We start from the raw sequence: 18,974 nt of genomic DNA, 5'->3' as shown, positions 1-18,974 counted from the left end.
CGGCACCAGGACCGGCACCGGGCGGGAGGCCTTCGTAGTGGACCGGACACGCACGGTGAGTGGGTCCTCACCTGCGGATATGCCGACGGAAACGCAGGTGAAGGGCACTCCGAAAGCTTGGTATTGTTGTCCCTGTCGCCGCGGGGAACACCCCCGGTCAGGCGGCAGACACCTAGTCCGGGTGGCGGAATGGCAGACGCGCTAGCTTGAGGTGCTAGTGCCCTTTAACGGGCGTGGGGGTTCAAGTCCCCCCTCGGACACAACCACTGACGATACGGTGATGAGGGCCTCGACCTTACGGTCGCGGTCCTCATTGTGTGTTCGTAGTTGATGGTGATGCCCAGGGCTTCGTAGAGCGGGCCTTTCTTCTCGGCGTCGGCCGTGCGGATGCGCTGTGCAATGTCTTCCAGACTGTCAGTGATTTCTCGGATCTGCTGGGCGTCGAGTGGGGATTGCTTCTTCCGGGTGAGGGTGGGGAGCGCGTCGAGTTTCTTCTGCGCCGCCTCTTTGTCTTGCTGTGCTGCGTTGATCCACTGGGTGACGACGGCTGGGTCCGCTCCGGCTTCGAGGGCTGCCTGGTAGCGGGCGAGTCGTCGCTCGCAGTCCCTGATCGTCTGGCGTGCCTGGGCCTGCTCGGGTGTGTGAGTCTCTGCGGTGCTCGCCGCGGCGCTGGCGTGGGTGAGGGCGGTGAGGGTGGCGGTGAGGCGGTCGGGGGCGAAGGCCCGGGCGATCCACTGGTCCAGGGCCCGGCACACGACGTCTTCGCGTAGGTTGACGGTGCGCGGGTGGGTGAGGTCGGGGTAGAGGGCCCGGCGCGCTCCTTCTACCAGTTCGACACCCACACTCTCGGTGGCAAGAAGATCCTCTCGGCGACCTTCCAGGCACTGGAAGTGTGGTCGGCCAACTGCACTGCCAAGGAAGTCCAGTTGTGGCGGACCGGCTCGATCGCGTCGTCCACCACCTGGTCGAAGCAGCCGAAGTGGCAGGCGCAGGTGGACTCGCGCACTGCAGCCAAGGGTTACTCGTCCTCCTGCCCGGGTGGCAACGTCGACTTCGACGCCACGGACGCGGTGAGCTATACCGCGGGCCAGTCCTCCTCGACCACCACCCTCGGCCTGCAGGCGGCCGACGAGAGCGACCCGATCGCCTGGAAGCAGTTCGCCTCGCCCTCCGACCACAAGCCCAGCCTGTCGGTGACGTTCGTGTCCAAGCCGAGCACGCCGACCGGGGTGAAGATGTCGAATCCCAGCCTGGCGTGCGCCACGACCCGCGCGAACGCCGTCGTGATCCGGGACGCGACGCCCACGCTGACGGCGGCGCCGAAGTCTGCCGATGGTTCGCAGTCGACGCTGCGGCCGAACTTCGAGGTGTACAAGTACGACGCCGCCGCGACCGACCCCAAGGTCGGTTCGGGCAGCCCCTCGGCGTGGACGACGTCGGGCACGGCCGGAACGTGGACGACCCCCACGCTCACCAACGGGCAGACGTACTGGTTCCGGGCGCGTACGCAGTACCAGTACTCGTTCGACGGCAAGACCGGGTACATGTACTCGGACTGGTCTGGGGGATGCTGGTTCAGCATCGACACATCGCGTCCGGTGCAGCCGGATGTCGACTCGACGAACTATCCGAAGTGCGCGAGCCCCGAAACCCCGGACGCCTGCACGGCCTACGGCGGCGTGGGCGCACCGGGTTCGTTCACGCTCAAGGCCAACGGGGCCTCGGACGTCGTGAAGTTCACATACCAGCTGAACGACAACCCCGTGCGGACCAAAACCTTCACGAGCGCCACCACCAGTTACACGCTGTCCCTGGCGCCCGACGTACGCGGGCTGAACACCCTGACCGTCCAGACCTGGGACTCGGCGGGCAACGCATCGGCCAGCTACACCTACTCCTTCAAGGTCGCGCCGGGCGCCGGCCCGGTCGATCAGTGGTCCATGGACGAGGGCACCGGCTCCACCGCGGCTGACTCCGTGAACGGAAAGAACGCGACCCTCAAGGGCGGAGCAGCCTGGAGTGACAAGGCCCGGCTCGGCAAGGCCCTGCAGGGCGACGGCACGGCCGCATACGCAACGACGGACTCCTCTGCGCTGGACACGACGAAGAGCTTCACGGTGGCTGCCTGGGTCCGGCTGACCGGCAATGCCCACAATGCCGTGGCCGTCGCGCAGTCGGGAGTCAACGGGTCGGCGTTCGCGCTGTATTACTCGACCGCCTATCAGGCGTGGATCTTCAACCGGTACACCTCGGACGTGGCCTCGCCGACCATCGTCCGCTCCATCTCGACGACGACCCCGGAAGTCGGCGTCTGGACGCATCTGATGGGTGTGTACGACGCGCAGGCGCAGACCATCCAGCTCTTTGTCAACGGCGTGCCACAAGGCGATCCCGTCGCCTTCACCACTCCCTGGCAGGCCACCGGTGGGCTGCAGATCGCCCGCGGCCAGGCGGGCGGCACCTTCACCGACTACTTCCCGGGACAGGTGGACGAGGTGACCGCCTGGAACCGGATCTTGTCCGAGGAGGAGATCGCCGACCTCCAGGCGATGACGAACGCGAGCACGGGCCACGCGCAGCCGGCTCTCGCCGCGGACTGGGGCATGGAGGCGACCTCGGGCACATCGGCCTCGGACTCATCCGGATACGGCCACACGGCCACCGTCGCCTCCGGCGGATCCTGGACCACCGACACCGACGGCGGTAAGGGCAACGTCCTGGCCCTGAACGGCACTTCGACGGCCAACGCCACGGCCTCGGGTCCGATCGTGGACTCCCAGGGCGACTTCACCGTGGCGGCCTGGGCCAACCTCGACACGGATGCGCTGTCCGACACGAGCGTGGCCCATCACATGAGGATCGCCACCCAGTCCGGCGGCGTACGCGACTCCTGGGGCCTGTGGTACGACCAGGCGGCGGGCTCCACACAGGGCATGTGGGTGTTCGGCCGCACCAGCGCCGACACCACCAGCGCCTCGGTCGTCAAGGTCCCTGCCGACATCGCATCCGCCCAGCTCGTCGACCCGGGTGCCTGGACGCTCTTGACCGGCGTCTACGACGGTGCCCACCACCAGCTGTTCCTCTACGTCAACGGAAACCGGCAAGGGGCTCAGGGCGACACCGACACCGAAAACAGCACCGGGGACGGCGTTGTCTTCGACACGCCCTGGCAGGCCACCGGCACCTTCAACATCGGCCGCGGACGGATCAGCACCGGCGCGTACAGCGACTACGCCCACAGCCTCGTGGACGACGTACGGGTGTGGACCGGCGTCATGTCCGACACCGACATCAACCAGATGTACAACAACGAAGCGCCCATCCCGCTGTAGCGCCATCCCGCCACCACGGCGGACGCGACCGACCCTCAGCGGACTTTCACACGAAACGGGAGAGCAGTCATGGATGGGCTACGGCGGACACGGCTGTGGGTCGTCGCTGTCACCACGAGCGCACTGGTGGCCACGGGACTGGGCACCGCCCCGGCGGTGTGGGCGACCCAGCCACACGGGCACCACACGGTGCACGCACCGGCTGTCAAGAATGGCACCGCCGTGCCCTTCAAGGCCAAGAAGGCCACGAGGAAGGACCCGGCCAAGGCGGCCGCCGCCCGTACCGCCAGGCAGGTCGCGCAGCCGGCACACTGGCCGACCGCGTCCGCCGTCACCGTGCCCGTGGCCGCCAGGAAGGCCCGTGCCAAAGCCACTTCGGTGGGCGGTCTGCCGGTCGAGGTGAGCGCGCCGGCCACCGGCGCGGCTCCGGCCAAGGTGGCAGTCAAGGTGGCTGCACACCGCACCGCAGCCGCCCTTGGCATCAACGGCACCGTGCTGTCTCTCGCCCGCGCCGACGGGCGACAGGGAACGGGCAAGACCCGGCTGACCCTGGACTACTCCGGCTTCGCCCACACCTACGGCGGCGACTACGCCTCCCGGCTGACCCTGATGCGTCTGCCCGCCTGCGCGCTCACCACCCCCAGCGTGAAGAAGTGCCAGGCCACGACCCCGATTGCTACGCACAACGACGTCACACACCACACCCTCACGGCCACCACCGCCGTCAGTGCCTCCGCTGTGACCGCCCTCGCCGCGACCGCCACCGCCAAGTCCGGAGCCGGCTCCTTCCAGGCGACCTCCCTCAACCCGTCCGCTGCCTGGAGCGCGGGTGGCTCCAGCGGTGACTTCACCTGGTCGTACCCGCTCTCGGTACCCCCGTCCAACGGCGGTCCGTCCCCCAACCTGGCCATCACCTACGACGCACAGAGCGTCGACGGACGGCTGCCGTCCACCAACAACCAGCCGTCCTGGATCGGCGAGGGCTTCGACCTCACCACCGGATACATCGAGCGGTCCTACGACTCCTGTGACGACGACGGCCAGTCCGGCAAGAACGACGAGTGCTGGGCGAACGACAACGCCACCCTGGTCCTCGGCGGCAAGTCCAGCCCGCTCATCAAGGACAAGACCACCGGCGACTGGCACGCCAAGGCCGACGACGGCGAGCGCATCACCCACTCCACGGGCGCCACGAACGGCGACAACGACGGCGAGTACTGGACTGTCACCACCGCGGACGGCACCCAGTACGTCTTCGGCAAAAACCGTCTGCCGGGCTGGACCACCGGTAATGCGGTCACCAACTCCACGTGGACCGCACCGGTGTTCGGCGACGACTCCGGTGAACCGGGATACGACCAGGGGACGTCGTTCTCCGGACGTTCGCTCACCCAGGCCTGGCGCTGGAACCTGGACTACGTCGTGGACCCCCACGGCAACGCGATGTCGTACTGGTACACCAAGGAGACCAACTACTACGCCAAGAACGGCACCACCACCGCCAATGGCACGGTGTACGACCGCGGCGGCTACCTGAGCCGGATCGACTACGGCATCACCTCCTCCACCGTCTTCGGCACCGCGCCGGAGAAGGTCTCCTTCAGCACCGTCGAGCGCTGCCTGGTGACCAGCAGCGAGGACTGCTCCTCGCTCGCCTCCAGCACCGCCTCGCACTGGCCGGACGTGCCGTTCGACCAGATCTGCGCCTCGGGCAAGGTGTGCACCGCGACCGGGCCGACGTTCTTCTCCCGCAAGCGGCTCACGGGTGTGACCACCAGCGTCTGGGACGCGAGCCTGTCCACCCCGGCCTACCGGGACGTCGACACCTGGGCTCTTGACCAGTCCTTCCCCGACCCCGGCGACGGCACCTCGGCCGGCCTGTGGCTGAAGTCCATCACCCGCACTGGCAAGGACGGCTCCACCAAGGCGATGCCGCCGGTCACCTTCGCCGGCGTCCAGTTGTCCAACCGAGTCGACACCACCCACGACGACATCGCCGCACTGATCAAGTGGCGGGTGCGGACGATCACGTCGGAGACCGGCTCGGTCCTGACCGTCAACTACTCCGACCCGCAGTGCGTGGCTGGCACGACCATGCCGAGCGCGCCCGATTCCGACACCCTGCGCTGCTTCCCGACGTACTGGCAGCCGCCGTACACGTCCGACCCGCAACTGGACTGGTTCCACAAGTACGTCGTCACCCAGGTCACCGAGTCCGACCCGACCGGCGGATCCCCGCTGAAGGAGACCGACTACACCTACAACGGCCCGGCGGCCTGGCACTACGACAGTGACAACGTCACCGCCCCGGCCAAGCGCAAGACCTGGTCGCAGTGGCGCGGCTACGGCAGCGTCACCACGACCACGGGCGATGCGCAGTCCACCCGTACCAAGACGGTGTCGACGTTCTTCCGGGGCATGGACGGCGACAAGCAGTCCGACGGGACCACCCGCAGCGCCAAGGTCACCGACTCCACCGGGGCTTCGGTCACAGACGCCGAACCACTGGCGGGCCAGACCCGCGAGGCGGTCACGTACGACGGCTCCGCCGAGGTGTCCGGCACGATCACCGACGAGTGGATCCACCAGACGGCCACGGACGGTACGCGCAGCGCGTACTTCACCCGCCCGGCGGCGGTCCGCACCCGTACGGACCTGTCCTCCGGCGGTACCCGTGACACGTCGGTGTCCACGACGTATGACCCGACGACCGGTGCGGCGCTGACGGTCGACGACGCAGGTGACACGGCCGTCAAGGGCGACGAGCAGTGCACTCGCACGACGATCGCCAACAACACCACCGACTGGCTGATGGCCTTCCCCACCCGGGTCGAGACGGTCGACGTGGCATGCGACGCCACCCCCACCCGCCCCGACGACGTGGTCTCCGACGTCCGCACCCTCTACGACAGCCAGGCCTACGGCACCGCCCCCACCCTCGGCGACGAGACGTCGACGCAGCGCCTGTCCTCGTACAGCAACGGCAGCCCCGTCTACCAGACGGTCTCCACGAGCCACTACGACACGCAGGGCCGGGTCGACTCGGTCAAGGACGCGGACCAGAACACCGTCAGCACCACCAAGTACACGCCCACCACCGGCGGCCCACTGACCAGCACGATCACCACGGACGCCAAGAGCTACTCGACGACCACCACCTTCGACCCGGCCCGTGGCCTCGCCACCTCGGTCGTCGACCCCAACAACAAGCGCACCGACTACGCCTACGACGGCCTCGGCCGGCTGACCAGCCTGTGGCTGGCCAACCGCTCCAAGTCCTCGAACCAGTCCGCGAGCCTCGTCTACACCTACGCCATCTCCAACACCGCAGCCTCCGCGGTCTCCACGGGCAAACTCAACAACGACGGCACGACATACGACACGACGTACGCCCTGTACGACGCGCTGCTGCGACCCCGCCAGACCCAGACCCCGGCACCGGGCGGCGGCCGGGTCATCGCCGAGACCACGTACGACAGCCGCGGCCTGGCCGTCGAGTCCGACGCCGACTACACCGACAACACCTCCCCGTCCGGAACCCTGGCGAACATCACCTCCGCAGTCCCGTCCCAGACCCTCACCACCTACGACGGCGCAGGCCGCGCCACGGCGGCCGACTTCTACGCCCCTGGTGACAAGCACTGGACGACGTCAACGACGTACGGCGGCGACCGCGTCACGGTCACCCCGCCCCAGGGCGGCATCGCGACGACGACCCTGACCGACACCCTCGGACGCACCACCGAGACCCGGCAGTACGACAACGGCACCCCGACCGGCACCTACACGTCCATCAAGTACCACTACGACGCGAAGAGCCGGCTCAAGGAGGTCATCGACGACGACGGCAACACCTGGTCGTACGGCTACGACCTGATGGGCCGCAAGACGACGTCGACCGACCCCGACACGGGCACGACACAGACGACGTACGACGACCTCGACCAGGTCGCCACGACCACCACGGCGCTCGGCACGGCCGACGAGAAGACGCTCAGCTACAGCTACGACCTCCTCGGCCGCAAGACCGACATGTACGACGGCAAGACGAAGGACGCGGCGCACGAACTGGCCAAGTGGACCTACGACTCGGTGGCCAAGGGCCAACCGACATCGGCGATCCGGTACGTCGGCGGCTCGACCGGCCAGGCGTACATCAGCCAGATCGGCGCCTACGACTCCTTGTACCGGCCGACCCTGACCCGGGTCACCGTCCCCTCGGTCACGGGCGAAGAGGCGCTGGCCGGCACGTACACGTCGACGACCGGCTACAACCTCGACGGCACCATCCAGGTCACCTCCGACCCGGCGGCAGGCGGACTTCCCGCCGAGTCCCTGGAGTACGGCTACAACGACCTGAGCATGCCGACGACGCTCAACGGCGCCACCGGCTACGTCCAGAACACCAGCTACACCAAGCTGAGCGACATCAGCCAGCTCACGCTGGGGGTTTCCTCCTCGGACACCGTCAAATGGCTGCAAATCACCAACACGTACGAGGACGGCACCCGCCGCCTGCAGCGGGAACTGGTCACCGACGACGCGCAGAGCGCACCCGTCCAGGACACGACGTACACCTACGACGACGCGGGCAACCCGACCAAGGTCGCCACGCACGCCGACGGCACCGACGACGTCCAGTGCTACCGCTACGACGGCCACGACCGGCTCACCGACGCCTGGACGGCCACCGACGGCTGCGCCGCCGCCGCGTCCACCGCGGTCCTCGGCGGCCCGGCACCGTACTGGCACAGCTACGCCTACGACGACCTCGGCAACCGCAAGACCGACGTCGACCACGCGACCACGGCCGGCGGCTCCGACACATCGACCTCGTACGTGTACCCGCCAGCGGGCGGCACCCAGCCGCACACCCTGTCGTCGTCGACGACGACCAAGGGCTCAACCACCACCAAGAACAGCTACTCCTACGACGGCGCGGGCAACACCCACACCCGTACGCTGGACGGCAACACCCAGACGCTGGACTGGGACGGCGAGGGCCACCTCACCAAGGTGACCAACGCAGACGGGACGTCGGCCTCCTATCTCTACGACGCCGACGGCAACAGGCTCCTCTCCCGCGACGACTCCGGCACCACCCTCTACCTCGGCGACACCGAACTGCACGTCGCCAAGGGCGCGACGACGGCCACGGGCACGCGGTACTACACCTGGGCCGGCCAGACCATCGCCGTGCGCACCAGCGGGGGCGGCCTGCAGTGGCAGGTCACGGACGCCCACGACACCGCCGAGACCGCGGTCGACGCGACGACACAGTCGCTGACGCGGCGGCGACTCGACCCGTTCGGCAACGCCCGCGGCACCCAGCCGAGCTCGGGTTCCTGGCTGGGCGACAAGGGATTCGTCAGCGGTGTCGTCGACGCCACCACGGGGCTGACACACCTCGGAGCGAGGGACTACGACCCGACCACCGGCCGCTTCGTCTCGGACGACCCCGTCCTCGAACTGACCGACGCCCAGCAGATCGACGGATACACGTACGCGGCGGACAACCCGATCACGGGCAGCGACCCGACGGGCCTCATGAACGTGATGGACCCCGGTGGCGACGGCGGCTGCCCTTCCACCGGATGCACAGCCCCCTCCACCACGAGTGACGGCGACGGAGGCGGAACCCACCACAACAGTGGCAGCAGCAGCGGTGGCAGCTCGCACCACAGCTGCGGCTGGTCCTTCTCCTGCTACGCCAAGAAGGCCTACCACGTCGTCCAGCGGCACCCGGTGATCGCGGCCGTGATCGCCACGGCGGTGGTGGTCGGCGCGGTCGCCTGCGTGGTGGCCACAGCAGGAGGTTGCGCAGCTGTCCTGGTCGCAGGTGCGACGGGCTTCGCCGAAGGTGCTGAGGCAGGCAGCCTCGCCGCTGCCGTAGTCGGTGCTTCAACCGGAGTTGCGGCTGAGGGCGGCGCTGTCGTCGCCGGCACGGCGAGCATTGCCAGCGCGGGCGCGGGAGCCATCGCCGAGGGCGCCGAAACTGCCCAGGCAGCCAAAGCGGCGACGTCGTCCGGCGCCAAGGCGGCTGACAGCGTGGCGGAGGGGACTGCCGGTTCCGGTGCGGCCAAGGGTGGCGAACGTTCCGACACCGCCGCGCCCAAGAGCGGCGCCAGCGCCTGCAACCACAGCTTCCTGCCCGCGACCAAGGTCCTCATGGCCGACGGCCACGACAAGAAGATCAAGGACATCAAGGCGGGCGACAAGGTCCTGGCCACCGACCCGGAAACCGGCAAGAGCCAGTCCCGCACAGTCGAAAAACTCATCACCACAAAGCACGACAAGGACTTCGCCACCATAACCGTCCTCAGTGGCGGCAATTCATCGAAGATCGTCGCGACGGTCACCCACCCCTTCTGGGTCGCAACCAAGAGGGCATGGAGCGACGCCGGCCACCTCAAGCCCGGAATGCGCCTCCTGTCCGCTTCCGGTGCCACCGTCGTGGTGTGGTCGGTCAAGATCTGGCATCACCAGCACCTCACACACGATCTGACCGTTGACGTCACGCACACGTACTATGTGCTGGCAGGCGCCACGCCGGTCCTCGTTCACAACTGCAATGGAAGGGATCCTGTCAATGGCGGGCTCGATGACGACACCTATGACCGAATAGATGGTGCGCACGGCCCGGATGTAGCCGACGGTGTCGATTACCAGGTGCAGAGAATGCATGACGGATCCTCCACTGCCGCAGATCACGATCTTCCTGGTATCGGGCATGACCCTGACGCGTTGGCTTCCTACTTTGCGTCGTGGCGAGGCAAGATGACGCATACCGATACTAGGACTGGATCGCGTGTGGCGTACGACTCCAGTCGAGATGTGCTGATTGTGACGACTGGCCGCAACATTCACGGTTTTAGATACAGTCAGGGTGCCTTTGAAAGTGGGAGGTATGTGACGCCATGAGGGTAAAAGTTGCAGCCACGGCGACTCGCAGTGGAGTCCTCTTGCGGTTGACGGCGGTACAGAGGCAGCTGATCTGCGAGACGCTTATGTTCCACGCGGATCGCCCCGATGGGGACAGTCCTTCGATTGTGCGCCTCGGTGTCGATCGCGCAAGCGCTGCACGGATAATGAAGAAAGCTGCCGAGCCAAATTCAGAGTTCCAGCTCAATGAGATTCACGTGCTGTTCGCGGCATTGGTTTCCGCTCCAGTCTTGATTCCCTCTGAAGAGGTGTTCTATGAAAGAATCGGCTTCTTTCGAGAGCAGGCATTTGCATTGGCTGGCGGGTTGGTGAGCGCCATCGGGGCAACGCCCGACTGGACCGGAGAGCCTTCCGGAAGTGCTTAACCGGGGGCTCTGCCTTCATATAGTTCCGTGAGTCCGCCTGGGGCCCGTGAGGGCACGCAAGCGCAAATATGAAGCCCCGCCAGGCATGTCCTGGCGGGGCTTCTGCGTGTCGTGACGGCAGTAGTTGACGGCAACGTCAGCGGACGAGGGCTCCGCACAGTGGCGGGTCGGTGCCGTCGTCGCGGGTCGGATCGTGGCCAGCAGGACCGTCAAGCGCGGTGCTGAGTGTGTCGATGGCGTCGCGCTGGAGGCGGAGTCGGACGTGGGCGTAGACGGTGGCGGTGACGCCGATGTGAGCGTGTCCGAGGAGTTCCTTGATCACGACGAGTTCGACGCCCTGTTCCAGGAGCAGGGTGGCGGTCGAGTGGCGGAGGTCGTGGAAGCGAATGCGGCGGAGGCCGGCCTTGCGGAGGAGCGTGAGAAAGGCGCGGGTGAGGTTGGTCGGGTCGATCGGTCGGCCCTGCGCGGTGGTGAACGCGTGCCCGTCGTGCTGCCATGTAGTGCCCGAGGCCTCCCGCTCGCGCTTCTGCTGCTCGTGGTGGAGTTTCAGCGACTGGACGCAGCGGGTGGGGAGGACGATGCGGCGCTCGGAGGCCCGGGTCTTGGTGGGCAGCGTAGTGAGGCCGCCCGTGCTGGTGCGCTGCAGGGTTCGGCGGATTGCGGCGGTGCCTGCGTCGAGGTCGAGGTCTTCCCAGCGCAGGCCGAGGAGTTCGCCCTTGCGGAGTCCGGTATGGAGGGCGAGTTCGAACAGAGCGTGCAGCCGATGACCCCGGGTCGTGGTGAGGAGTCGGCGGGCTTCGTCGGCGGTGAGGGGTTCGAAGCGTCGGGGCCGGGGTGTGCCGGTGCGGACGTTGCGGGCGACGTTGCGCGGGATCTCCTCCTCACGCACGGCGTGCTCCAGGGCGGACTTGAGCACGGAGTGCACGTAGGCCAGGGTCAGGGGCGAGAGCCGCCTTGCGCAGCACTTCCCGGCGGCGCAGCAGCGGGGTTCATCGCGGGCGGTGTCGAGGCCGCGAGCGCAGCACTGGCAGGTGGTGCGGAGCTGGTTGAGCCAGGTGCGGACGTCCTTGGCGGTGAGCTTGGCGAGCTTCTTCCGTCCGAGGCCGGGGATCAGATAGAGCCGGGCGACGGCGGTGTAGCGGGTGTGGGTGTTCTCGCGGAGCTGGTAGACCGCGACAGCGTCGAGCCAGTACGTCAGGTACGCGGCCACGCTGCCCTGCGCAGACGGGATGGGGAGGCCGCGGTTGCTGGCGGCGATCTTCTCCGTGAGCTTGGCCAGGGCTTCCCTACGGGTGGTGCCGTAGACGCGGATGCGCTTGCGGGTGTTGCCGGGGGCGAGGACGTATCCGGCGGCTTCCCAGCGGCTGTCTTTGCGTTGGTAGACGGTGCCGTCTCCGTTGGCACGGGAGCGGCTGCGGCGGGAGGCGGGGGTGTCGCGGGGTGTGGTCATCAGGCGGCTTCCTGGTCGAGGCGGGTGCGGATGAAGTCGGTGAGGGCGTGTGCGGGGATGCGGCGGGCTCGCCCGAGGGTGATGGAGGCGAGTTGCCGGGTGCGGATGAGGTCGTAGACGGCGGTGCGGCCGAGTTGGAGGCGTTCCATGACCTGGGGGACGGTGAGGAGTTCCGTGCCGACGGTCACGCGACGGCCCCCGGCGGGACAGCACTGGTCAGCCGATCAGCGGAGTGACCGACCGGGTGACCGGCGCGGTCGCCGGAGCGCTTCGAGCGCCGGGTTCGGGTCGGTTGCTCGGGTCGGGTCTGCCGCGTCGCGGCCAGGAGGTCGGCGAGGTGTTCGAGTTCGGGCAGGAGGCCGGTTCCGGCGTACTGCCAGTGGGAGATGACCAGCGTCGTGCCCGAGTCCACGCGCTGACCGGCGATGTTGCGGTGACCGGGGGCCAGGTCAGTGGGGTGTACGGCGCGGTCATCGACCGGACTGCCGTCCGCCTGACCGGCCTGCGGCTCAGCCGACGCTGGGGCTGGGGCTGGGGCTGGGGTCTGGGTGTCGTGTCGGCGGGTTCGCCAGGCGGTGCGTTCGGCGCGGAGGTGGGCGAGGGTGGTGGAGTAGTGGCGGGTGCGGGTGGAGAAGTGGCCTCGGAAGCCGAGCATGTGGGCCCATTGGCGCAGGCGGAGGTGGGCGTGCCGACGGTTGGTGGCGAGGTGCCAGGCGGTGTGGATCATGCGGCGGGCGTGGTCGGTGATGTCGTGGGTGGCGAGTTCGGCGAGGAGGCGGAGTCGGCGGTCGAGGGTGCCGGTGGTGGTCTCGGCGCCTTTGGTGGCGTACTTGGCGATGTAGGCGGCGACGTGCCGGTCGGTGACCGGGCCGCCACCGCTGAAGTCCGTGCCGCGGATCGCGCGGACGTCGATCTGCCGCCCGAACCGGAACACCAACCGCCCTGCCCGGTCTGAGCTTTGGGGCGGGGACGCGGGGACGCGTCCGGCGGGCTGCGGTTGCTTCGACGGCTCGCCCTCGTGGTGGACGCGGGTGCGTGTGGCGGCGGCGCGGACGGCGTGGTCGAGGAGCTGGGTGGTGGCCCAGGCGGGCGGGGTGCTGGTGGGGCCGGTGGGTCCGTCGAGGCGGATGGCGGCGTGGAAGTGGACCTGGCCCCGTTTCTGGTACTCGGCGACCTTCGCGTACGAGAGCGTGGCGTGGTGGCGCAGGTCCCGCTGTGTGAGGCCGGCGGCTTTGGCGATCTCGCGGCGTAGGTGGGTGGTGAAGCGTGCCCACAGGGCCGGGGCGTGCGCGTTCCACAGCACCGCGCTCGCGTAGTCGTAGCGCTCGGGGTCGAGTGGAGTGCCGAGGAGCGGGTCGTCGTCGGGGTGGACCTGGCCGCAGTGGCAGCGGCCGGTGTCGGGCTGGTTGTGGACGGGGCCGAAGCCGGGTGCGGTGAGGGTGGCGAAGACGCGGGGGTGGGCGGCGACGCTGGTGGGGACGGTCTTGCCGCCGCGCAGTCCGGCGGCGATGAGTTGGTAGGTGTCGTAGCGGTAGACGGTGGAGCAGGCGGGGCAGCGGGTGGCGCGGCGGTTGCCGCAGCGGACCAGCAGTTCGCCTGCCGGGAGCCGGCCGGAGTCGAAGTGGTTGAGGATCTCACCGGTCGCGCTGTCCAGACGGGTGCGGTGCCCGGTGAGGCGGATCGGGTGCGCGCATCCACCGAGTCCGGCTATCTGTCGTGCGAGGGGCGCGAGTTGGCCGGCGGCGGCGAGCTTCGCCAGCTTGGCGGTGAGCCTGGCGCGGCGCTCCAGCGCCGACCGACCTTCCACCGACGCGGCGGTGACGTCCGCCGGGCACGTCGGCGTCGTGAACGCCGACGACGGACGCGAGGCGGCTGGAACGGTCGCGGGATACGGGAGTTGGAGCTGTGCGGCCATGCGGAAGGGGGCCTTTCGGCGGGAGCGCGGAAGCGGAACGGCGCGGGGCGATGTGGGCAGGCCGAAGTGATCGGCTCACAGGGGAACGGGCGCCTGGAAGTTGGGCGCGGGGCCGGACCAGTGAGGCATGGTCGGCCCGGTCGCGGTGGTGATCACCGGCGGGTGCGTGACGTTAACATCGCCCCACCGGCGCATTCAAGTACATCCCTCCTCATTCCTTTCGATGGGTGGCGGGACGCGGGTAGTGTGAGGCCGGTTTTCCGATTTGGACGGGCCGGAATTTGCTGGTAGAGGGCACGAGAAGCGGGGTAGCAGGCGTGATGACGACGCGGCGCGGGCGCAGGCCGACGGGCGGCGGAGTGCCGCTGACGTTCGAGGTCATCGCCGCGACCCTGCGGGAGCAGATCCGCTCTGGCAGGCTGAAGCCGGGGGAAGCGCTACCGACGCAGGCTGCGCTGATGCGGGAGTTCGGGGCGTCGAGCCTGACCGTGCAGAAGGCCATGGCCCTGCTGAAGCAGGACGGGTGGGCGGTCTCCCGCCCCGGTAAGGGCGCATTCGTCGCTCACCACAACCACCCCGACGACGACGATGACCCCGGGAGCCCGAACGCGGAGACCGCGTCCGCAAGCGGGACGGCGGTCCGCGTCGAGGCGCTGGAGCGGGCACTGGCCGACGCCGTCGCGCAGCTCGCCGACCTCCGAGTCCGCGTCGAGGTCCTGGAAGCGGGCAACAGCGAGCCCGGCCGCTGATCCGCCGACCCTGAGCGGTTCCGGGGGCGTGCGTTCAGATTTTCTCTACGAGGTTCAAGGCGGGCCCCGCCCGCCAAGGCTGGCCGCCGTCGCCGACAAGCCCCGCCGTTTGCTCCCGCGATCAGGCGCTACTGGAGGACAGAGCCGACGCGGCACCCGGGCTGCGGGAGCGGCAACCGGCCAGATCGCCGGGATGACCGGAGTCGGGCTCCTGGCGGAGCAAGTTGTCGCCTACGACCGTCCTACGGCCGGATCCGCAGGCAAGGGCCGACCAGGGGGCCGACCCTTCACGTCCATCGCGCAGGCTCACCGGGGGCGGCGGCCTGCCCCGCCCCCGGCGGGGAGCGATGCCCCCGGCGGCCCGTCGTCGGCAGACCCCTCCCCGCCCAGCCTCCGCGCCGCCGGACCGGCAAGCGCACCGACCCCGCCTCGACGCCCGAGGACGGCCTGCCCGGCGAACGGGTCGCCGGGGGAAGCACCGGACAGGACACCGGTCCAAGACCCCGCCGACCCCTGCGCGATCGGGCACGTCAGCGCGGCGGCCCGGCTACGGCAGCAGAGTGAATGCCGGGAGGTGACTCGGGCGCACCACGCTGAAGTGGCGGCGGTCCAGGGTGGCGATGTTGACCGCGCGGTACTTCTCGGCGACCGCGACGACGAAGGCGTCGGCGGTGCCCAGGGGCAGGCTCGCGTACTGCTCGACCAGGTCGGCGGCCCGGCTGACCTCGGAGGAGGTCACGGGCACCAGTTCGTAGACGCCGTCCGCGACGTCGCGCAGGAAATCGGCCTCCGCCTTGGCCCCGGCACGACTGGCGAGCATGTAACCGATCTCGGTCAGCAGTGGGGCGGGCAGCAGGAGCGGGCCGGGGAAGTTCTGGAGCAGGTCGACGCACTGCAAGTGGTAGTCGTCCTTGCGGTTGGCGGCCGCCACCACGGGGCCCGTGTCGATGACGATCACGCGCTCCGGGGCTCCTCACTGGCCCAGGCGTCGCGGACGATCTCCTTGGAACGGACCGCGAGGTCGGGTTCGCCGTCGAAGACGCCGGTCGTGCGGAACCGGCGGCGGGGGCGCTCGCCGCGCTCCACTTCCGCCCACTGCCGCAGCAGCTCTATGGCGTCGGGCAGCCGGTCCTCCGGCACCGCGTCGAGCAGCCGGTGTGCTTCCTCGCGTACGGTCATGCGCTCAGTGTAGGGTCCGCAGCCGCCGTCGGCCCAGGAGTTGCCGGGCCCGCCCCGCTGCTTCGTGGTGGTCTGCACCTCTGACGGCAGCGCTGACGGCAACAACCACGGACACCAGGGCCCAGCCACGGACGCCAGCGGAGCACGAAACCGCCGATGACCTGCGAAAACGCAGGTGGGGAGGGGTCGCGTAGCACACGTACTATGTGCTGGCAGGCGCCACGCCGGTTCTGGTCCACAACTGCGACGGAGTTACGCGTGGTGGTAACGAAAACACTTACTCTATCTCGCATAATGCGAGTGGAAGTGGCGTGATTGCCGACCTCGATAGTGACGGCATTCTGACCATGATGATGCACAACAATCCCGACAAGGGTTCGCCGCTGCGGGGTAAGGCAATGTTCGACGAAGTTATGGGCCACTTCGGGGACCGAGTTCAGGGCATTCAGGGGATCTGGATCTACGGAGATAACCTTGGAGGCTTCAACGAAGCTGTCCGTGGTGGTACGGGCCTTGGGTCGGCAGCCAAGGGAACCTGGACTGGACAACAGGCAGCCAGATATGGCTTCACTCGCGCGAGGATCGATGAAGCAGTTCCGAGGCTCGACGGGGACTTCCAGCAAGTCCTTGCCACATTTCGAAGATGAGAGAACTGATGGACGAGGAAATTGAACGATTGGCGCGCTTGGCCGTCGAGTACCACGGAACTGGGTGCAGCATCGCAGAGATCGCTGATCTCCTAATCGCTAAGCATCCGAACTTGAGGTTGGCGCCGTTCCGGATGGCCCAAGTGCTTCGATCGGCCTTCGGTCTTTCGGTTCATGACCTGCAATACGTCACGGCATGGGTGCAAGGCGAAATTTCACTGGAAACACTGGAGGAGCGCCTTCAGATGACTCGGTAAGCAGCCTCAGTCCATAACATGCTGTGGATATTTCGAGAGGCCCCACCGAATGGATATTCGGTGGGGCCTCTCGGGCGTTTGACGGTCACGGCAACGTCAGCGGACGACGGCTGCGGCTGGTGGGTCGTCGGGGTCGTCGTCCTGGCCGCCGAAAGCGTGGCCAGGGCGTCGGGCGTCCCGCGGGAGTCAGAGTCGGACGTGTGCGTAGACGCCGACGGTGACGCCGATGTGAGCGTGGCCGAGGAGTTCCTTGATCACGACGAGGTCGACGCCCTGTTCCAGTAGCAGGGTCCGCCGCCAGTAGAGCTAACATTCGCTTATTCTCTCAGGGGGTGGGGCGGCTTCTGGTCCCCGTTGGCTCTGCGTTCGCCACCGAAGAGGTGGCTGGTGATGCCGGAATGCAGTACGTCGGAAACGGATTTATGCAATCCATGCAGGTCCTGATTTCTGAGACCTGGGACAAGACCTTCTTCTGAAGGGTGTAGTCTCAAATCCTGCATGAGTGTCCGTCGGTTTGTTGGTGCGTCGCTTGTGCGTCTATGTGGGACGCCACGGCGTGGTGCTACCGGCGGAGTTCGTCGAGCGGATGCGGGGTTAGAGTGGAATTTTCCTGCAGAGCCCGTCGACGCGTCGCTGGCGCGCCTGACGTTGCAGATCGCCTGGCACGTCGGCTGACGTGTTCAGCGGCATGACGGATGAGATCACGGATATCAGTCACCGCGGGAATTCGGGCCGCCGCGGGAATTTCGTCGGCACGGTACTGAGGTTGGGGAGTGGGAAATGACAGGCGCACGCGCGGAACGCCGTTCCGCCGGTACCGAGACTGTGGTGGACGTGCTGCTGCGCTGGGCTTGGATCCGGCGCCGTACGCCCGCGCGGGACATCGCGGACTTCGACGCCGGGCAGGCGCTGCGGGTCGTCGGATTCACGCAGAGCATCGGTGGGACGGTCAAGGTCTCGGTCGGCAAGGGCAAGCAGATTGCGAGGCTGAGGCAGGGCTACCTTCGGCTCGCCGCCGGTGAGGCGCCGGTCTGGAACGACGCGCGAGGAGGCCGGAGCGCGACCCTTCAGGCGCCGTTCCGGCTGAAGCCGGCAGCCAAGAAGATGCGCCTGGCCCGGAAGTTCGAGCGATACGAACTCGTCACGGGCGCGGGGACGTATGACTTGGCGGTGCCTAGTACTACAGCCGGTGGTTCACGTGACGTGACGGTGGTTGGCTCGTTGCTCCGTTCGTGGGGTTGAAACTGCCGCTGGGCGTGGTGCGGACTGATGAGTTGAGTGAGGCCGAAGTCCGGGCCTTGGAGGGTGAGTTGGAGGCGCTGTGCGCCTCGGTGGACGATGTGTTCGCGCGTCCGGCCTCCCGGGAGAATCTGCGGGCGATGGTGCGCGGGCTGCTGAGCGAGGTGCCGCGCAAGAACCTGTGGCAGCTCGCGGAGGCGGCCGGCCACCCCAACCCGGACCGGTTGCAGGGCTTTTTAGCCAAGGCCGCGTGGGATGCGGACGAACTGCGCGACCGGGTCCGCGCCTTCGCGGTCGCCGCCCTGGCCGCCGCCGACGCGGTGCTGATCGCGGACGAGACCGGCGACATCAAGAAGGGCACCAAGACCGCCGGTGTCCAGCGTCAGTACACCGGAACTGCGGGCAGGGTCGAGAACGCCCAGGTCAGCGTGCACCTGTCGTACGGATCCGGTAAGGGCCGCACCCTGATCGACAGCGAGCTCTACCTCGGCAGGAACTGGGCCGGTACCACCGCGGAGCACGAACGCCGCTGCGCCGAGCAGGGCATTCCGCCCGAACGCGCGAGCGCGGTGGCCACCAAACCGGAGCTGGCCCGGCGGATGCTGGAGCGCGCGCTGGCGGCCTCGGTGCCGTTCACCTATTTCCTGGCCGACGAGGCATACGGGCAGTGCCGGGCGCTGCGCGCCTGGCTGGAGGAACACCACGTCCGCTACGTGCTCGCCATCCCGAAAGACGAGGTGCTGCCGCTGCCCGACGGGCGCACCCGGCAGGCCCGCGAGCTGCGGGCGCTGGTGCCGGAGGATGCCTTCGAGCGCCGGTCCTGTGCGGACGGCGCCAAGGGCCCGCGCGAGTACGACTGGGCGGCTGTTCAACTCGCCCCCACTGCACATGACTTGGAG

At 68.2% G+C, this 18,974-nt stretch carries 13 protein-coding genes, 1 tRNA gene and 1 pseudogene; 8 read left to right on the top strand and 7 right to left on the bottom strand.

The window, feature by feature from the left end; translation table 11 throughout:
- Positions 1-175 precede the first annotated feature (175 nt).
- Positions 176-260, top strand: a tRNA-Leu gene (locus ABTY98_RS34705).
- On the opposite strand, the gene ABTY98_RS34700 is transcribed toward ABTY98_RS34705, so the two are convergent.
- Positions 225-842: a hypothetical protein gene (locus ABTY98_RS34700; protein WP_352225079.1), complete on the bottom strand. Its 618-nt coding sequence runs from the start codon at positions 840-842 to the stop codon at positions 225-227. The genes ABTY98_RS34705 and ABTY98_RS34700 overlap by 36 nt on opposite strands.
- Between ABTY98_RS34700 and ABTY98_RS34695 the strand changes: the two genes are divergently transcribed.
- The 3 genes from ABTY98_RS34695 (at position 786) to ABTY98_RS34685 (ending at position 10,639) form a co-directional block, all read left to right on the top strand.
- A complete protein-coding gene (locus ABTY98_RS34695; protein ID WP_352225078.1) occupies positions 786-3,332 on the top strand; it encodes a LamG domain-containing protein in 2,547 nt (848 codons plus the stop codon). The genes ABTY98_RS34700 and ABTY98_RS34695 overlap by 57 nt on opposite strands.
- Positions 3,333-3,401: 69 nt before the next feature.
- Positions 3,402-10,253 (top strand): polymorphic toxin-type HINT domain-containing protein, encoded by a 6,852-nt coding sequence (locus ABTY98_RS34690; protein WP_352225077.1) that lies wholly within the window; start codon positions 3,402-3,404, stop codon positions 10,251-10,253.
- 47 nt (positions 10,254-10,300) lie between these two features.
- Complete coding sequence (locus ABTY98_RS34685) at positions 10,301-10,639, top strand: hypothetical protein (RefSeq protein WP_352225076.1); 339 nt, start codon at positions 10,301-10,303, stop codon at positions 10,637-10,639.
- 136 nt (positions 10,640-10,775) lie between these two features.
- Here the strand turns inward: ABTY98_RS34685 and ABTY98_RS34680 are convergent, their stop codons facing one another.
- Genes ABTY98_RS34680 through ABTY98_RS34670 form a run of 3 tightly spaced genes read right to left on the bottom strand, consistent with a single transcriptional unit; the run spans position 10,776 to position 14,004 of the window.
- Positions 10,776-12,089 (bottom strand): tyrosine-type recombinase/integrase, encoded by a 1,314-nt coding sequence (locus ABTY98_RS34680; protein ID WP_352225075.1) that lies wholly within the window; start codon positions 12,087-12,089, stop codon positions 10,776-10,778.
- Positions 12,089-12,277 (bottom strand): helix-turn-helix domain-containing protein, encoded by a 189-nt coding sequence (locus ABTY98_RS34675; protein WP_352225074.1) that lies wholly within the window; start codon positions 12,275-12,277, stop codon positions 12,089-12,091. Before ABTY98_RS34675 ends, ABTY98_RS34680 begins: the two co-directional genes overlap by 1 nt.
- On the bottom strand, positions 12,274-14,004 hold the full coding sequence (locus tag ABTY98_RS34670) for a replication initiator (RefSeq protein ID WP_352225073.1): 1,731 nt from the start codon (positions 14,002-14,004) through the stop codon (positions 12,274-12,276). Before ABTY98_RS34670 ends, ABTY98_RS34675 begins: the two co-directional genes overlap by 4 nt.
- 320 nt (positions 14,005-14,324) lie before the next feature.
- On the opposite strand from ABTY98_RS34670, the gene ABTY98_RS34665 reads away from it, so the two are divergent.
- Positions 14,325-14,753 carry a GntR family transcriptional regulator gene (locus ABTY98_RS34665; protein ID WP_352225072.1) on the top strand — a complete coding sequence of 143 codons (429 nt, stop codon included), beginning with the start codon at positions 14,325-14,327 and terminating at the stop codon, positions 14,751-14,753.
- Positions 14,754-15,300: 547 nt separating this feature from the next.
- Here ABTY98_RS34665 and ABTY98_RS34660 read toward each other — a convergent pair.
- Together ABTY98_RS34660 and ABTY98_RS34655 are read right to left on the bottom strand one after the other, a co-directional pair.
- The gene (locus tag ABTY98_RS34660; protein ID WP_256904575.1) at positions 15,301-15,711 is read right to left on the bottom strand and encodes a type II toxin-antitoxin system VapC family toxin; all 411 of its coding nucleotides are present in this window, start codon (positions 15,709-15,711) and stop codon (positions 15,301-15,303) included.
- On the bottom strand, positions 15,708-15,932 hold the full coding sequence (locus ABTY98_RS34655; protein ID WP_019888794.1) for a hypothetical protein: 225 nt from the start codon (positions 15,930-15,932) through the stop codon (positions 15,708-15,710). The genes ABTY98_RS34660 and ABTY98_RS34655 overlap by 4 nt, the downstream gene beginning before the upstream one ends.
- Before the next feature lie 311 nt (positions 15,933-16,243).
- Between ABTY98_RS34655 and ABTY98_RS34650 the strand changes: the two genes are divergently transcribed.
- Positions 16,244-16,579 carry a hypothetical protein gene (locus tag ABTY98_RS34650; RefSeq protein WP_352225071.1) on the top strand — a complete coding sequence of 112 codons (336 nt, stop codon included), beginning with the start codon at positions 16,244-16,246 and terminating at the stop codon, positions 16,577-16,579.
- A gap of 353 nt (positions 16,580-16,932) precedes the next feature.
- On the opposite strand, the pseudogene ABTY98_RS34645 reads toward ABTY98_RS34650, so the two are convergent.
- Positions 16,933-17,127: pseudogene (locus tag ABTY98_RS34645) on the bottom strand (site-specific integrase); the annotation flags it as partial.
- Between the two features lie 537 nt (positions 17,128-17,664).
- On the opposite strand from ABTY98_RS34645, the gene ABTY98_RS34640 reads away from it, so the two are divergent.
- The gene (locus ABTY98_RS34640) at positions 17,665-18,078 is read left to right on the top strand and encodes a hypothetical protein (protein ID WP_352225070.1); all 414 of its coding nucleotides are present in this window, start codon (positions 17,665-17,667) and stop codon (positions 18,076-18,078) included.
- A gap of 32 nt (positions 18,079-18,110) precedes the next feature.
- A partial coding sequence (locus ABTY98_RS34635; RefSeq protein WP_352225069.1) for an IS701 family transposase occupies positions 18,111-18,974 on the top strand: 864 nt, incomplete at its 3' end.

The sequence above is a fragment of the Streptomyces sp. NPDC096040 genome (genome assembly GCF_040303265.1).
Classification (GTDB): Bacteria; Actinomycetota; Actinomycetes; order Streptomycetales; family Streptomycetaceae; genus Streptomyces.
Note: the sequence above shows the minus strand (reverse complement) of the source record. Positions and strands in the feature narration are given on the sequence as shown.

Bases quoted from the DNA above. Each gene is read 5' to 3' on its own strand.
- ABTY98_RS34690 (WP_352225077.1), top strand. From the start codon at position 3,402: ATGGATGGGCTACGGCGGACACGGCTGTGGGTCGTCGCTGTCACCACG.
- ABTY98_RS34680 (WP_352225075.1), bottom strand. From the start codon at position 12,089: ATGACCACACCCCGCGACACCCCCGCCTCCCGCCGCAGCCGCTCCCGT.
- ABTY98_RS34670 (WP_352225073.1), bottom strand. From the start codon at position 14,004: ATGGCCGCACAGCTCCAACTCCCGTATCCCGCGACCGTTCCAGCCGCC.
- ABTY98_RS34665 (WP_352225072.1), top strand. From the start codon at position 14,325: ATGACGACGCGGCGCGGGCGCAGGCCGACGGGCGGCGGAGTGCCGCTG.
- ABTY98_RS34655 (WP_019888794.1), bottom strand. From the start codon at position 15,932: ATGACCGTACGCGAGGAAGCACACCGGCTGCTCGACGCGGTGCCGGAG.